Below are 16,477 nucleotides of genomic sequence, written 5' to 3' on the forward strand. Positions count from 1 at the left end.
TCAGATCATCCAGGTGCGCGGCAGCTCCGCGCCATTCAGCAGTGTCAGTGTGGGGATCATATCGCGGCGCAGGCAAAAGCCGTCTTCTGCCAGAGCGCGCAGCACCAACAGATCAGGGCGCAGCAGGCTGGCGCCAGCCGTTTCAGATAGCATCGGCCGGATCTGTGCCAGCAGCGCTTCGCATTCGTTCGCCGGTGCCGCGAAGAGAGCTGTCATCATCGCGCCGGCCCCATCGCCAATTGCAGGGCGTTTCATTTGAAGATTCAAATCGCGTTCAAAACGCAACGCATCGGCAAATATCAGGGTGTTATCGCGGTAGATGCGCCAACTGTCCCGCAGGGACATTTGGGTCAACACTTCGCCCATTGCGGCGCGACCAAATATCAGGGGTTCGACCATCAACAGGCGCGCATCATGCGCCAGATCCACCCGCATGCTGCGGCGCAGGCTGCTGTGATCGAACAGGATTGTTTCCTGCGGCAACCAATCTAGGCGGGCGCCTGCCGCGACTGTCAGCGATGTCTCAACGGTTCCGGGGCGACCATCAACACTGCGATAGATGCGTTCAGCTGCCTGAGTGGTCAGGCGCAGATGGCTTTGTTCTTCGGCTTGCGCGGCAAACATCAGATGGTCGCCGCCTGTGATTCCGCCCGCAGTATTAAGTTGCACCGCAGTCATGGCGGGCTCTTGGGTTTGTGGGAACAGCAGTTTCAGGCAGCCAGAGGTGCGCAATTGGGCAACCGCTGTGCCGCGAGGCTGTGATTTGACAGCCAAATGCCCACGACCGACGGCCCGCGGCGGATTATACGCCTGTGTTGCGGGGGCGTCTTGCGATGGGGATATGATCGCCTGATGGTGGATTTGCCGGTCTCCGGTATGTGGGTGTCAGTCGCGGGGGCACAGTCATTGCCGCGGGGACATGGGGGGAGAAGGCAGTCGAAGTGGCAAGATAACATGCCTGAAAATTGGGCGAACGACGCGTAAGGCTCCGGAATGGATTAAATGCGTGGCGAATTTTCGGGCATATGATGAATATTTAACCAAAAAGCCAAGTTTTGAGCAGAGGTGCCCGGATTGGGACGCGCCGACCGTATGAGGCCAGCGCACACTATTTTTGACGCTCGTGGCCTATGCCGGTGAGCGGGTGGAGGGACCATTGAGGAGCGACGCGTGAAAAGACGCGGATTTTCTTTCTTTTTGTCATTTTCGCCCTTGACCCTCCGGCTGCTTCGCCGTAATTCCACGCTCACTTCGGCGGAGTAGCTCAGTTGGTTAGAGCAGCGGAATCATAATCCGCGTGTCGGGGGTTCAAGTCCCTCCTCCGCTACCATCACCCCTTAAAAATTGTGATAATGTTGTCGCCGCGGTAGCGTCGCGCTTAAGTGTTGCTTTGCTGCAACGTTTTTCGGCTGATTAGGATGCGCCGTCCCCTTGTTTCTAAGGGGTTTGCACAACAACGAGAGCCACATTCTGAAACTGCAATGTCTAGTCTCTTCTGCTTGGGTGGAAAAATCGTTTTTTATCAATGGTTTTGATCGCTAGGATTCGGCGCAAGGAAAGAAGACAGCCGACTGAGATGATTGAAACGCAACAAGACCTTATGTCGTTAAGGCTGCTGCAAGAGCGCCTGCGCCGCAATGCGTTAGGGCTGTTTGTGGTGCGGTTCTGTCTGTTGCTCACATTGCCGTTTTTAGGTTTCTTTTCGTTGTTTGATGATGGCGTCGGTTGTGCCCTTGCAGTGGCGTATGTGCCTGTCGGGCTGTTTGTGCTGTGGCTCTATAAAAAAGAGTTTGATCTAATCGCACGTGTGGGAACGCTGTTAGGTTCCGCCACATGGGCATTGATGTATTGCATTTATTTCGTCGGTGTGGCCCCGCCAGAGTTGATCTTTCTGGCCTATGTCGGTGCGCCGTTCCTGTTGCTGTCTTGGCACCATGAAAGGGCGATCCTGCTGGGAGCGGTGGTCGCGATTGCCACAATGTCGACAATCGCCTTTGTCGATTACAGCTGGAGCATTGCCCTACATTTCGATTTGCCTAACTCGGGCGGCTACGAAGCGTTGCCAGGCGTGCGTTTGGGCATCGTTTTATGTGTTGGGATTTTAGTCGCGCTGCAGCTTGGCTATTTCGCCTACACTGCAGAACGGACGTCGCATGCTGTGGTCAGCGCCATGGAAGAGGCGCGGGATGCTTACGAAGCCAAGAGCCGCTTTCTGGCCAATATGAGTCATGAAATTCGCACGCCGATGAATGGGATCGTGGGAACCATTGATATTCTGGAACATTCAGGATTGAAGCCGAGTCAGCAAAAATCGACAGCCACAATCCGCGAATCCGCAATTGCGCTTATGCGGATTATCGATGACGTTCTTGATGCCTCCAAGATGGAGGCGGATAAACTAGACATCCTAAGCACCCGCACCGAAGTGCCCGTTTTGTTTGAACAGGTTGCGTTGACCTTGGTGCCACTTTGCGCATCGCAGGGGGTACAGCAGTCGCTGTTCATTGATCGGGATTTGCCGACGTGGGGATTGCTGGATGGGGGGCGGGTGCGCCAGATCCTGCTGAACGTGATCGGCAATGCGATTAAGTATTCCGCCAGTAGTCTGACAGATCGCCCGGGTGAGGTCAGTGTCTTTGTCCGGCGGGCGCCTTGCCAATCCGGTCAGGGGCAGCCTTGCCTAGAGGTGCTGGTTGTCGACAATGGAATCGGGATGTCGGCGGAGTTGGTCGAAACATTCTGTCAGCCTTTTGTGCAGGGGCGCGATGCGGCGCAGGCAAAAATGCGTGGCACAGGATTGGGTATGGCGATCACCAAGCGCCTGATCGAATTGATGCATGGAGAGATGACCGTCGAGAGCATCAAAGGGCGCGGTACGACCATTACATTGATGTTGCCCTATGAAGCGATCGATGCGCAGGACACTTTGCCAGATCTGTCGCGGTTGCGCGTTGTCTGTCTGGGTGATTTCCGTCCGACCTGGCAAATGGGTATGCAGCGCATGCTCGGTACGGCAGTGCGCGATTTGCAGTTCCATAGGGTGGGGCAGGATCTGGGGCACATCAGCGGGTCTGATACGGTTTTTCTGCTGCAGCCAATGGCGCAGGACGAGCAAGACGCTCAATGTGCGCAATTGCAACGCCGCTATCCAGGTGCCTCGGTTCTCTTGGGGACCATCGATCGCAGCCAGTTGATGGAAAAACGCGCAGGCCGTGTTTTTGTCCTGCCGATGATCCCGTTGTTGCGCAGCGACCTTTACGAGGCATTGTCAGAATGTGCAGCTTGTGCGGATGCAGGATCGGCAGACCCGTCAGGAATTCACACACTTGCGCCGCCGCCGGCGGTGCTTTCCTCGGCTGTTGTGACGGGGTCTGATCCGGTGAAACGGGTTTTGATTGTGGACGATAACATGATCAACCTGCATGTGCTGAGGTCGCAGTTGGATATTTTGGGCCACCACGTTGTCAGTGCCTCGGGCGGCGAAGAGGGTCTGACGCATTGGCGCGAAAACAAATTGGATCTGATCATTACCGATTGCGAAATGCCTGATCTGTCAGGGTACGCAATGACCCGCGCTATCCGCGAAGAAGAGCGTGCCACAGGGCGTCCGCACATCCCCATTTTGGGTCTAACAGCGAACATTTCACAGGGCAGCAACCAGCGGTTTCTGCGCTCGGGAATGAATGACTACATGTTGAAGCCGATTTCGATGGATTCGCTGTCTGCACAGATCGAACAACTGTGCGCCGTGCCCAATATTCAGGCAAAGATGTAACCCGAACACACCATTGAGGTGAGCAGGCGCTTGCTAGGGTTCCTGACGGTTTTATGCCCCGAGTCTTAAGTATGGGCGCGCGCTAGCCTGACGCCTAGGTGCAGCAGTGAATCCGTAGACTCTGCGAAAACTCCTCTCTGAGCTGTCGTATGTTCAAGTCAGGGCGCTTTGGCGTCGTTGAACAGTTTTTAGTGCAAGTGTGTGTTTCCGTGTTCCCAGCCGTCGACCCTCTCCCACGATCCGATCTCATGATCCGATGTGCCGCCGCTCGGTCCGTTCAGGTCCAGCGTGTGTGGCCGGTAGAGGGGTGCATGGACCTCATTTGTGAACCCAAAGAGGAAATCCGATGAGATTGACGATCAAGGCAAGGCTGGCATTCACCTTCATGGCGCTTTTGCTGATTTTTGCGGGGGCGGTGCTGTTTGCAGTGCAGCAACTGAACGGTGCCAATGCCGCGCTTCAGCGCGTGGCAAAACAGGATGCGAGCAAACTGATGCACGCCCAGCAGGTGTTTATTCTGGGGCAGGGCATTCGTTTGGACAGCGCCGACATCATCATTGACTGGCAGGGCGAAGCCGATGCGGCCGCCCGTATCGTGCGCCAACAAGACGAGATTGGCATTCAGAACGCCCAATTGGGTGCTGTGCTGGAAGAGCTGGAAGCCTTGGCAACAGAGGATGAAAAGGCGTCCTTGGCGGTGCTGAAAGAAGAGATCGGCAAGTTCTACGCCCTGTCCAACGATGCGATCCGCGCCAAGCAGTCGGATCCGGCAAAAGCGGCTGAAATCTACCATGATTCTGCAGCAAAGGCCGTGCAGGCAGCAGCCGCGGCGGCGATGAAGCTGCAAAGAACCGCAGCGACGCAGTTGAATGCGTCGATTGCACAGTCCGAAGCTGACTTTGCCAGCGCACGCAGCAAGCTGATTGTTGCGGCAATCGTGGCAGGCATTGTGGCATTGGTATCAGCGCTGTTGATCCTGCGCACGTTGTCCAAAGGCCTGAGTCAATCCATCAGCCTGGCACAAAGTGTTGCCGGGGGCGATCTGACCCGCACGGTCGAGGTGAGCGGCAAACATGAAATTGCTGATCTGCTGCAGGCGCAGAACGACATGGTGGTCAAGTTGCGCGAAACCGTGGACAACGTCGGTAGCGCGGTGCGCAATCTGGCTGCAGGTGCGGACCAAATGGCGGGTACGTCTGAATCGCTGTCCGAAGGGGCATCTGTGCAGGCCAGCTCGACCGAAGAGGTGTCTTCGGCGGTTGAACAGATGTCTGCCAATATTTCCTCCAGTTCGGAAAATGCGATCTCGACCGAAGAAATGGCGCGCCGCTCTGCCGACGAAGCGCAGCGTTCCGGCGTTGCAGTGGCAGATGCCGTCAAGGCCATGAAAACCATCGGGGAGCGTATCAATGTTCTGCAGGAAATTGCGCGTCAGACTGACCTCTTGGCTCTGAACGCTGCGGTTGAGGCTGCGCGTGCTGGTGAACATGGCCGTGGATTTGCGGTGGTTGCCGCTGAGGTACGTAAACTGGCCGAAAGCAGCCAAGAGGCGGCGTCGGAAATTTCCAAACTGTCCAGCGACACCGTCAGAAGTGCCGCCACCGCTGGCGAGATGTTGGAAACTTTGGTGCCCAACATTGAAAAAACTGCCGCACTTGTCAGCGGCATCACCGGTGCATCGCGTGAATTGGCGATCGGTTCTAGCCAGATCAACGAATCCGTACAGCGATTGGACTGTGTGACACAGGAAAACACGTCCGCTGCCGAGGAAATGTCGTCTGCCGCGACTGAACTGTCCAGTCAGGCGGAACAGCTGGCTGATGTAATCTCGTTCTTCCGCGTGGACGGTGCCGAGGTGGCAGCGCCTGACACTTCAGAGGTCGCGGCGATTGATCTGAGCGGCGACGCCGAAGACGAAGCAGATTTTAAGATCGCGTCTTGATCCCTTTGGTCGGTCCCGCGGGGTATTCCGTGGGGCCGTCCCCCCCCCTGTGCTGCACGCAGGCCCCCTGCAGCCCTGAGTGAGAAACCCGCGACTTTGGCCCGGTCGCGATGAAAGGAAACCCTGATGCCGGAAACGGAAATCAAAATCGCGCTGGATAGTACCAGCACATTCGACAGCTTGGTGCCGCTGCGCGACCAGCTGGCAGCGGCAGAGAGCTGCGCCCTGGTTGCGGAACTGGCCGATGACACCCCGAGTGCGGTGATCTTTGGTCTGGGTCAGCTGCTTTGTGCAGCTATGCGCGACGGAAAGGTTAAATCCGACGCGATTGCGCCGTTGAAGGATGTAGCCCCCTTTGGTGCGATGCTTGCCACCACGGGGTTTGACAACGCTCTGGCCCAAGCGGCCTGAAACGACCCAAATTGCTGAAGGTAGTATGACATGAGTAAAGAAATTCTGATTATCGACGACTCGCCATCGGTTCGGCGGATGGTCGCAATGACCCTGCAGCAGGAAGGCTATGAGGTAACCCAGTGCGAAGACGGCGCTGAGGGACTGGATACAGCCAAGGCCAAACGCTTTGACATGGTCATCACCGACCAGAACATGCCGAATATGACCGGGATCGAGTTCATTCAGGCATATCGCAATGATCCCTCGTCCTCGGGCGTGCCGATCATCTTCCTCTCCACCGAAAGCGAAGGCGACCTGAAAAGCCAAGCCAAAGCCGCCGGTGCGCTGGGCTGGGTGATGAAGCCTTTTGAACAGGCCAAACTGCTGGCCGTGGTGAAAAAGGTCGTCGGCTGATGATTGATGAGGAAACCCAGGAAATCTTCCGCCAAGAGACGGAAGCGCTAATCGAGAGCCTGCAGGAATGCCTGCTGCAGCTTAACTCCACCCCCGAAGACATGGAACTGGTCACTCAGGTGTTCCGGGATCTGCACACCTTGAAGGGCACCGGCGCTATGTTCGGTTTTGCTCGTCTGGCAGAGTTTATCCATGACTTCGAAGCGGCCTTTGAACAGGTGCGTTCCGGCAATGCAGTTGTGACCCCCGATCTTATCGCGGTGTCCTTGCGGGCCTATGACCTGATCGTTGCCCTTCTGGAAGGTGAAGACCCGCCTGCCGAGCAGGATGCTGAGCTGAAGGCAGCCCTGTCTGCCGTTACCAGCGGCGGTGCGGCCCCTGCAGCCGCTGGAGCTGAGGTGGCCGAAGTTGCCGAAGCCGAAGCGGATGGTGAGACCGAGGGCTGGAAGCTGCGCTACAAGTTGCCGCCCGAGTTCATGGAGATCGGTGGCAATCCTGTGGCGATCCTCGAAGAGCTGCTGGAAATTGGCGGCCCTGAAACCAAGGTTGAGGCGATTTTGGATGGTCTGCCCTCGTTGGCAGAACTGAAACCGAATGAGCTGCACACCGCTTGGGAACTGACCCTGCCTGCGGATGCCGACGAAGAAGAGATCCGCGACGTTTTCATGTTCCATGAAGATTCGATGGAACTGGAACTGACCGCGATCCGCGCGGCGGCCCCTGCTGCCGCTGAAGTGGCTGAGGTTTCGGCAGAGCCGGTGGCATCTGCGGATGCTCCGGCAGCAGAAGCACCGAAGGCTGAGGCCAAGAAGCCTGCGGCGAAGAAATCCGGCTCCGCTAACGTGCAGATGCGCGTATCTGCTGAACGTCTGGATGACATCATGGACCGCGTCGGTGAATTGGTGATTGCCGAGGCGCGCTTGAGCGATCTGGCGCAAAAGCTGAACGATCCGAACCTGACAGAGGTGGTCGAAGACATCCGCCGTCTGGCGCTGGGTCTGCGTGATACCACCATGGCGATCCGCCTGACACCGCTGTCGTCGATCACCGGTCGCTTCCAGCGTCTGGCGCATGATCTGGCGGGCAAAACCGGCAAGGACTTCGACTTCGTTATCGAGGGCGAAGAGACCGAACTGGACAAGACAGTGATCGAAAAACTGTCCGATCCGCTGGTCCACATCCTGCGCAACGCCGTGGATCACGGGCTGGAAGATAACGACACCCGTGTGGCCAATGGCAAACCCGCGCGTGGCACGGTGCGCCTGAAGGCGTCCTATTCCGGTGCGGATGTTCTGATCTCGGTTCAGGATGACGGTAAGGGTCTGGACCCTGACTTTATCCTTGGTCGTGCGATCGACCGTGGGCTGGTGTCGGCAGATGCCAACCTGTCGCGTGGCGAGATTTTCCAGCTGCTGATGGCGCCGGGCTTCTCTACTGCGGAACAGGTGACGGATCTGTCTGGTCGCGGTGTGGGCACCGATGTGGTGAAATCCACCGTTGAAGCACTGCGCGGTTCGGTTGAGATTGAATCGGAACTGGGCGCAGGCAGCTCCTTCACCCTGCGTCTGCCGCTGACACTGGCGATCATCGACGGCCTGCTTCTGCAGGTTGGCGAAGAACGCTACACCGTGCCGCTGGCCGCGGTTGAGGGCATCGTCGAAGAGCCCGAAGCGATCCGTGATGGCCAAGAGCCAACCACCACCGTTGAACTGCGCGAAAAGCTGATTTCGATCATGCGCCTGCGCGAGATCTTTGAAACCGGTGGCGAACGCGCTGAATTCCCCAAGGTGGTTCTGGTGCGCACTGGCGATCAACAGATCGGTCTGGCGGTGGATCGCATCATCGGATCCTACCAGACGGTGATCAAACAGCTGTCTCCGATGCACAGCCGCCTCAATGTCTTCTCCGGGGCAACGATCCTTGGCGATGGCGACGTGGCCCTGATCGTGGATGTGGCGCAACTGGTGAAGGCGCAAGGCCTTGATCACGACGGGAAGGAGCAAGCAGCATGACCCTAGAATTGGTATCTGCAAGCGAGGACGACCTGAAGGATATGGTCGCCTTTGAGATGGGTGGTGAACTGCTGGTCGTACCGACCCGCATCCTGCGCGAAGTGCTGGAACCGCCCAAGCTGACCCGTGTGCCGCTGGCCGGTCCCTATTCCGCGGGTCTGATCAACGTGCGCGGCGTTGTGCTGCCGGTGGCTGATCTGCGTCCTCTGTTCGAGATGGAACAGAAGCCGTTTGATATCGACACCCGCGTTCTGGTGCTGGAACTGGCACTGGAAGAGGGCACGATGACCCTGGGCGTGATCGCTGAAAAGGTACACGCCGTTCTGGCGCTGGATCCTGAGACGATCCAGAAAGTGCCTTCTGTTGGCACCCGTTGGCCGCAGGGCGCGATCAAAGGCATTGGCCGTTGGAAAGATGGTTTCGTCAATCTGATCGACGTTGAACGCATCGCTGAAACCTATCTGGGTGCGATGCCCACCGACGAAAGCCTCGGCTAAGGCGGACCTGACCATGCGCGAACAAAACATTGAAAAACTACCGGCACCTGCCGGGCTGATGCCCCGCTTTTGCCCCATCCAAATTTTGCAGGAGGCCTAAGGTGTTTGAGACCAATACAACCGTGGACGAAGTCCAGAAAACCTACCTGACCTGTGGTCTGGGCGATGAGAAGGTCGCGCTGCCGGTCGTACGTGTCAAAGAGATCCTTGATCCCAAACCCGTCACGCCGCTGCCTCATACCCCCGACTTCCTGCTGGGGTATATTGACCTGCGCGGCGAAAGCATTCTGGTGGCAGACCTGCGTTTGCTTCTGGCTCGTCCCTATCGCGACAATGAACCAGACACGCGCATCATTGTGCTGCTGGTCAATGTTGCGGGCAAAGAGCATGCCGTAGGGCTGCGTGCAGATCGTGTGTTTGAGGTCACCCGCCTTGATGACGATCGTTTGGAAGAGTTCGCGAGCGAAGGCCTGTTGAACTGGGACAACCGTATGGTTGCCGGCGTTGGCCGCCGCGATGGGGGCTTTGTCACTGTTCTGAACCTGGACGGCATGTTCAGCACCGGGGTTATTTCTGAATTCCATCAGCAGGTTGGCGCGGATCAAGACGCGTATCGGGAGGCAGGATGAGCACAGCAACATTAGAAGCTGACCGCGCCCTGCAGAAAAAACTGTGTGAGATCATCACCAGTAAAACAGGGATCCAGCTGCCCGAAAACAAACGCACGATGATTGAAGGCCGCCTGCGCAAGCGTGTGCGCGCCCTTGGGATCCGCGATCTGCACACCTATCTGCAGATGGTGATGAAAGAGGGGATGCTTGAAACCGAGCTGCCCCAGATCATTAACGTGATGACCACCAATAAAACCGATTTCTTCCGCGAGGATGCACATTTCGATTATCTGGTGCGAAACATTCTGCCGACCCATCCAAAGGCGCAGACCTTCAAGGTCTGGTCCGCGGCCAGTTCCAGCGGCGAAGAAGCCTACACCACTGCCATGGTGCTGAATGAGCATGGCAAACGGTCTGCTGGTTTCAACTTCTCCATCGTTGGCACCGACCTGTCGACGGAAATGGTGCGCAAAGCGCGCAAAGGCATCTACACCCCTGAGGAGATTGTAGATGTGCCTGATGACATGCGCGCGCTCTACCTGGAGGAAGGCCACGACAGTGTCGGCCGTCAGCTGACCCGCGTTGTGAAACAATTGCGTGATCGTGTCGGGTTTGCGCAAATGAACCTGATGGATAAGGCCTATCCTGTTGAGAAGATGATGGATGTGGTCTTCTTGCGGAATGTGTTGATTTATTTTGACGACGCGACCCAGCGCCGCGTTGTGTCCTCGGTCACCGATCATTTGAAACCGGGTGGCTATTTGTTTGTGGGGCATTCGGAAACCTCTGTCGCTGCGGACCCGCGTTTGGTTCAAAAAGCGGCGGCTGTGTTCCGGAAGGAGGCATAACCAATGAATGCTGTAACGAGTGACGAGCAAATTAAGGTGATGATTGTCGAGGACAGCCTCACCGCGCGTACCATGCTCAAGAATATGATCGAAACCCAGTCCGACCTGAAGGTCGTGGACATGGCCAAAGATCCCTTTGATGCCGCAGACAAAATGCGCAAAGGCCTGCCGGACGTGATGCTGCTGGACGTGGAAATGCCGCGGATGGATGGCCTGACCTTTCTGCGTCGGATCATGGCCCAGCACCCGATGCCGGTGGTGATCTGTTCGAACCATACTGAAAAAGGCTCTTCTGCGTCGATGAAGGCGTTGGAAATGGGCGCGGTTGAGGTGCTGGCAAAGTCTGCAATCGGTGCGCTGTCGCGCGATGATCACGGGATGAACCGTGTATGCGATGCGATCCGTGCAGCCGCCCATGCCCGCGTGAGCCCCAAGGCGCGCAAGCGTCGTCCGCCTGCCCGCGAACTGAAACCACAGAAAAAACAATCCGCTGACGTGATCATGGCCGCCCGCAATCCCAATGCGCCGCCGGTTCTGAACACACCGCCGATCATCGGTATTGGTGCCTCCACCGGTGGGACCGAGGCACTGGCTAAGATGCTGCAGATGCTGCCCGCAGACAGCCCGCCCATCGCGATCGTTCAGCATATGCCGGAAAAGTTCACCGAAGCTTTTGCCAACCGGTTGAACAAGCTGTGCGACATCAACATCAAAGAGGCCCGCGATGGTGACAAGCTGACCCGCGGCATGGCCGTGGTTGCGCCCGGCAGCCATCATATCATCGTTGAGCGCAGCGGACGCGATTACACCTGCCGTGTGATCGATGGTCCGCCGGTAAGCCGTCACCGTCCGTCGGTGGATGTGCTGTTCCGCTCTCTGTCTATCCAGGCCGGTGCGAATGCTATGGGCGTGATTATGACCGGCATGGGGGACGACGGTGCCCAGTGCATGTTGGAAATGCGCGAAGCGGGGGCGACCACGCTGGCGCAGAACGAAGAGTCCTGTGTTGTCTACGGTATGCCGCGCGAAGCGGTAGAACGTGGCGCGGCCCAAAATGCCGTTCATCTCAGCAAAATCGCTGAAAATATTACAGCCTTTGATCGCAGCCATCTGGCCAAGATCGCAGCGAAAGGTGTGCGCTGATGCAGCATTTCCGTATGACCGCACCCACCGTTCCGGCGATCAACGACGGGCCGTTCCTGCGTATGGAAACGGTACTGACTGATATTCTGGACAAGCTGTTCTTTGCTTTTGATACCACCAAAACCCTGCGCAAAGGGGTGGCTGATCTGGATCAGCTGCTGGCGCCGGAGAATCTGGTGCAGATCAATGAAAAGCAGGGCGCTATTGCCGACCTGATGGCGCAGATTGATGAAAACAGCAAAGACGCCAAGGCGTTTGTGCAGGATCTGCGCGACAATGGTCGCAAGATGTCGTCGACCCTGAAAGATCTGTCAAAGATCATTCAGTCGTCCAACATCGTATCGCTGAACGCCCGTATTATTGCACAAAGCCACCGTCACAAGGCGCTGGGCGCGCAGCTGATCCGGCTGGCCGAGAGCATTTCTGATATTTCCGGCGATGCCACCAATCTGGTGTCGGAAATGTTCGATGTGATCGACACCATTGTGACCACTACCGAGGACATGGGCCAGAACGTCGAGGCGCGCGCTCGCGCCCTGTTCTCTACCCTAAAGCCCAAGGCCAAAGCACTGGAAGCTGCGCTGATCTCTTTGGAAAAAGGGATGAAGGCGGCGTCCACCGCTTCGGCATGGCTGTCGGACTATGTGGCGGTTGCCGAAAAGGACGTGTCCGAAGTGATTTCCGCGCTGCAGGTCGGGGATCGGTCGCGTCAGCGCGCAGAGCATGTACGCTTCATCACCGAACGTGCGTCCCTGCATCCGCCGCATTCAACCGAGGCCGCCAGTCTGACCCTGTTGGCGCGGGCGCAAATGCAGGAAACGGTGACTGAGACTATCACCGATACCCGCAAAGCTCGACAGCTCTTTGCTTCGCTTCGTGAACGTCAGAAGGATTTCCTTGCACGTTGCGAAGAGATCGCGCGCTCCTTTCAGGACAGTGCCTATGCGCTGACCAATGCTGCGGCACCTATTGACGGCAAGGCGTTTGACTTCGCCGCCAGCGCCGAAGCCGAGCAGCGCACGCAGGAACGTCTGAACGAAGCGGACACCGCATTGGCCAGCCATTCCAAGGTCTTGTCTGACAACGCATTCCAGATGCAGCTTGCCGCGTTGAACACCATCATCACCTGTGCCCGTGGGTTCAAACAGGCGATGGATATGATCATGATCTCACAGCAGATCAACGAAGTGATCTCTGAGGCGCCTGTGACGTTCGACAAGTTTGCTGAAACGATGGAGCAGACCAAAGCCAAAATGCAGGCCTGGGCCGCGCGCGAGGCCGAAGGGGGCGAAGGGGCCGACATCAGCCATATGGACAACGAGGATCCGGCGCTGCAACAGGCACGTGAAGTTCTGGAAAAGCTGTTGCCCAGCCTCGAAGGGGATGCGCCGCAAATCGCCCACGCGATTGTCAGCAGCGCGGATTCCTTTGAGAACTTCGTCGAGGAGTTGGAGCTGCTAGATCAGGTGGAAAAGGTAGCCCTTGCGCCGCTGCCGCTTGATCGCGGTTTGGTGAGCGAGGCGTTCATCGATCATTTGGCCGAGATCCACAAAGTCTACACTATGCAGGCCGAGCGTGACATTCAGGATGTGATGTTCAGCCAGCTGAAAGAAGAAGAGCCGGCAATCGAAGACGCCGCCGCTGTAACTGCGCCTGCCGCTGCGGCCCCAGCTGCAGCAGAGCCAGCCGCTGAGGCAGAGGATGATCTGGACGATATCTTCTTCTAGATTGCCCATCGCAAAGAACCTGTGCCAGTGCCGGGCGCGGCGATGGCACAGGGTAACTAAAAGGCTGGGAAAACTTCCCGGCCTTTTGCATTTTGTATGTTGGGATTGGCTGCCTGCCTTCTGCCGCATCCCTGATCTCAGCTGGTGAGAGGCGTTCCATCCAACGATCCGGGCATGTGGACCTGCAATAGAGTGCGTAATTTTCCAGGGGTCAGCGGTTTTGGAACGTATTCGTCGATCTGGCTATCCTGACAAAGACGTTCGATTTCCATCGTCATGTCTGCAGATACAGCGATGATGGGTGTTTTAGGCAATGCGCGCCGTCCCTCTTCGGCACGGATTTCCGATGCCATCTGAAACCCATCCATGATCGGCATATGACAGTCCGACAAGAGCATACTGTAGCGTCCGGAGCGCCACTGGTTCAGCCCCTCTTCGCCGTTGATGACCGCATCGGCAGGAATGCCCAGTTGGTTCAGCATCCGCAGCGTGATTTCGCGGGTCATATCGTCGTCTTCGACCAACAGAAGGCGGCGGTCCTGTTCCGTATCTTTGATCTGATCTTGACCCTCAGCGGCATCACCGAGCAGGTCGACGATATTGGCGATGATTTCACTGGGTAGGACTGCGCTGGTTGGTAGGCCAGCCATTGGAATGCCGCGCGTTTCGCTTGCTTCTATCAGGTCAGGACGGCGGTTGCCCGGTGGGGCAATTGCCAGAACCGGAACTTCACTGAATGCCGAAAGCAACGCGTCGTCTGGTTTAGGGGCCTGTGAATTGCCTTCCAGCACGATCAGATCAGGGCGGGGCAGCTTGGCAATACCGGCCGCATCTAATGCGGCAGGTTTCACTGTCTGCGACCGCCCGCCTGCAGAATGCACGTAACGGGTTAGGCTATCGGCGATATCACTATTGCGGGCGTTGATCAGGATCTGTTTCTGATCCAATGGTTTTGCGCGGGGTAGAACGGTTTTGCTGACATCAAGGGGCAGTTTCACCTCAAACTCGGTCCCGCTGCCGGGATCGCTCATCACTGAAATATGGCCGCCCATCATTTTGATCAGCCGATCTGAAATGGTAAGACCCAGACCCGTGCCGCCAAATTTGCGGCGGATCGTGCCGTCCGCTTGGGTGAAGGGCTGGAAAATCTGCTGCATGGTATCCTGTGTCATGCCGATACCGTTGTCGCGAACGGTCAGGATCACATACATTTGCCCATCCCCTGCGGGTTGGCTGCGCAGGGATACCTCAACACGGCCCGGTTGGCGCATATTTGCACTGAATTTGATGGCGTTTGACATCAAATTCAGGATGATCTGGCGCAGTCGCAAACCATCACCGACAAAGATCGGCATATAAGGATCGCAAAACGGGACAAGGGCAACGTCGTTCGCATGGGCCTGCCATTTCAGCATTGCAATGACATCTGACAGAATGCGTTCCAGATTGACGTCCTGTTGCGTCAGTTCCAGATTATCAGCCTCCATCCGCGAATAATCCAGAATGTCGTCAATCAATCCCAACAGCAGCTGCCCCGACCGCTGCGAGGATACCAGAAGGGACCGGTCATCATCGTCCTTGGCGCGTTCGGCCAGCAATTCCAACGCCGCAATCACCGACAACAAAGGCGAGCGCAGTTCATGGCTGATGGTCGACAGGAACGAGGATTTGGTTCGACTGCCAGATTCTGCACGACGCAGCGCATCTTGCAGCTCTTTCTCGCGACGTTCTACTGCGCTGTAGTCATGCACCACGACAAGATATTCCAGCGCGCTGGTTTGGTCGTTCGACAGCGGCTCAACCTGAATAGCGATGGGTTTGCGGCTGCCGTTGTCACAAATACCTTCGCAACGCAGTAGTCCATTTTGTTGTGTCTCTCGGGCGAGGGCACGCAGCGCACCGCGCCGCAGACTCGCTTCGCGGCGGTTCCCCAGATCCACAAATCGGGTGATCGATTGTCCAATGCCTAATTCTGGTGCGACGCCGAACAGACTTTTCAGCGCGGCGTTGGCCAGTTGAATCCGGCCTTCGGTATCAATCAGGAAATTCACGTCTTGGCTGGCGTTCAATGTCGCAGCCAAACGGCGGCGGTTGGCCTCCATACGGCGGCCCAGCATCATCATCCACCAAAAGATCAGCACCACAACTGTTGAACAAATGGCAAATGCCGCCAGTGTGACCTGATGTAGAAAGGCCGCGGGTGCGAAAGCCTCATCATAGGGCTGTTCGGTGATTACGCCGAAATTCAGATCGTCGAAATAGTGCCAGGCACCGACAACCTTGTCGCCAGCGTAGTTATGGTAACCTGCGATATCGCTGGCGTTGTAGCCGCGCAATGCCTGCCGCACTGGCAAGACCAGCCGCCCAAGATGGGGCGGATAGCGGTCGTTGTTTTCCGGTTGTAGCAGAAGATGGTCCTGCCCCTGGCGCCAGATCCCGCGTCGGCGCATCAAATCCAGATCTGACACCCGCGTCAGCAGGGCACCACGGCGATTGAAGGCGTAAATCGCCGCGCTGTCAGGGGCTTCGACAAACCCCATTAGGCGGAACAGTTCCCTTTCCGGGAACAAACGCAGGGCCAAAATGGCGATCACCTGACCCGAGTCATCACGTAGAGGGGCAGCAGCAAAGTTGGTGACGTTTTCACGGATATCATTGCTATCGACCAACGAAACATCGGAGCGCACCAGACTGGTCAAAAGGGGCTCACCGTTTAGCAGGCGCGCAAACATCAGAGGCTGCGCCAGCAGTAGATTGGGTGTGCCGATGTTGGAATCGCGCGACGAAGCGAGGCTGGTGCCGTCAGGGGCGATCAGGAAATATCCATTCACGTGTTCCTGATACAGGAAAGAAGCGAAAAAGGTGCGCAGGCGATCCTGTGCCTGGGCGTTGATCAAAGCCTGACGGTCATCTTTGATCGCCAAGAGTTCATTGGCGGCGCGGCGCAATACCGGGTCTTGGGCGTGGGCGGTTGCTTCGCTCTTGCGGGTGTCTACCCAGTGCATGACTACCCTGCGATTGTTTGCAAGTGTCTCTTCCAGATCTTGCCGCAATCCATCTTCGAAATTGCGCAATACTCTCTCTGAAACAGCGAGATAGCCCACGAATAGAACCA

Annotated in this window: 12 protein-coding genes and 1 tRNA gene; 11 read left to right on the forward strand and 2 right to left on the reverse strand. The window is 57.0% G+C overall.

The features are described 5' to 3' along the window. Positions 1-774, reverse strand: a complete 774-nt coding sequence (locus TM5383_RS12685; RefSeq protein WP_503169798.1) for an urease accessory protein UreD — start codon at positions 772-774, stop codon at positions 1-3. Positions 775-1,253: 479 nt separating this feature from the next. Here TM5383_RS12685 and TM5383_RS12690 point away from each other — a divergent pair. The 11 genes from TM5383_RS12690 to TM5383_RS12740 all read left to right on the forward strand — a co-directional run bounded on the left by TM5383_RS12690 (position 1,254) and on the right by TM5383_RS12740 (position 13,362). Further along, a tRNA-Met gene (locus tag TM5383_RS12690) sits at positions 1,254-1,330 on the forward strand. 270 nt (positions 1,331-1,600) lie between these two features. Then, positions 1,601-3,775, forward strand: coding sequence for a response regulator (locus tag TM5383_RS12695; RefSeq protein WP_159438564.1), 2,175 nt, complete (start codon positions 1,601-1,603; stop codon positions 3,773-3,775). 346 nt (positions 3,776-4,121) lie between these two features. Then, positions 4,122-5,717: a methyl-accepting chemotaxis protein gene (locus tag TM5383_RS12700; RefSeq protein ID WP_058319401.1), complete on the forward strand. Its 1,596-nt coding sequence runs from the start codon at positions 4,122-4,124 to the stop codon at positions 5,715-5,717. A 126-nt stretch (positions 5,718-5,843) separates the two neighbouring features. Continuing rightward, positions 5,844-6,128, forward strand: a complete 285-nt coding sequence (locus TM5383_RS12705) for a hypothetical protein (RefSeq protein ID WP_058319402.1) — start codon at positions 5,844-5,846, stop codon at positions 6,126-6,128. A 30-nt stretch (positions 6,129-6,158) separates the two neighbouring features. Next, entirely contained in the window at positions 6,159-6,524 is a 366-nt protein-coding gene (locus TM5383_RS12710; RefSeq protein ID WP_058319403.1) for a response regulator, read from the forward strand. Continuing rightward, complete coding sequence (locus TM5383_RS12715) at positions 6,524-8,536, forward strand: chemotaxis protein CheA (protein ID WP_058319404.1); 2,013 nt, start codon at positions 6,524-6,526, stop codon at positions 8,534-8,536. The genes TM5383_RS12710 and TM5383_RS12715 overlap by 1 nt, the downstream gene beginning before the upstream one ends. Then, positions 8,533-9,033, forward strand: coding sequence for a chemotaxis protein CheW (locus tag TM5383_RS12720; protein WP_058319405.1), 501 nt, complete (start codon positions 8,533-8,535; stop codon positions 9,031-9,033). Before TM5383_RS12715 ends, TM5383_RS12720 begins: the two co-directional genes overlap by 4 nt. A gap of 101 nt (positions 9,034-9,134) precedes the next feature. Continuing rightward, positions 9,135-9,662 carry a chemotaxis protein CheW gene (locus TM5383_RS12725; RefSeq protein WP_058319406.1) on the forward strand — a complete coding sequence of 176 codons (528 nt, stop codon included), beginning with the start codon at positions 9,135-9,137 and terminating at the stop codon, positions 9,660-9,662. After that, positions 9,659-10,492: a CheR family methyltransferase gene (locus TM5383_RS12730; RefSeq protein ID WP_058319407.1), complete on the forward strand. Its 834-nt coding sequence runs from the start codon at positions 9,659-9,661 to the stop codon at positions 10,490-10,492. The genes TM5383_RS12725 and TM5383_RS12730 overlap by 4 nt, the downstream gene beginning before the upstream one ends. A gap of 3 nt (positions 10,493-10,495) precedes the next feature. Further along, positions 10,496-11,635, forward strand: a complete 1,140-nt coding sequence (locus tag TM5383_RS12735) for a protein-glutamate methylesterase/protein-glutamine glutaminase (protein ID WP_058319408.1) — start codon at positions 10,496-10,498, stop codon at positions 11,633-11,635. Continuing rightward, positions 11,635-13,362 (forward strand): hypothetical protein, encoded by a 1,728-nt coding sequence (locus TM5383_RS12740; RefSeq protein WP_058319409.1) that lies wholly within the window; start codon positions 11,635-11,637, stop codon positions 13,360-13,362. The genes TM5383_RS12735 and TM5383_RS12740 overlap by 1 nt, the downstream gene beginning before the upstream one ends. Positions 13,363-13,499: 137 nt before the next feature. Here the strand turns inward: TM5383_RS12740 and TM5383_RS12745 are convergent, their stop codons facing one another. Beyond that, positions 13,500-16,367 (reverse strand): ATP-binding protein, encoded by a 2,868-nt coding sequence (locus TM5383_RS12745; protein WP_058319410.1) that lies wholly within the window; start codon positions 16,365-16,367, stop codon positions 13,500-13,502. Positions 16,368-16,477: the final 110 nt, after the last annotated feature.

This window comes from Thalassovita mediterranea (assembly GCF_001458435.1).
Classification (GTDB): Bacteria; Pseudomonadota; Alphaproteobacteria; order Rhodobacterales; family Rhodobacteraceae; genus Thalassobius; species Thalassobius mediterraneus.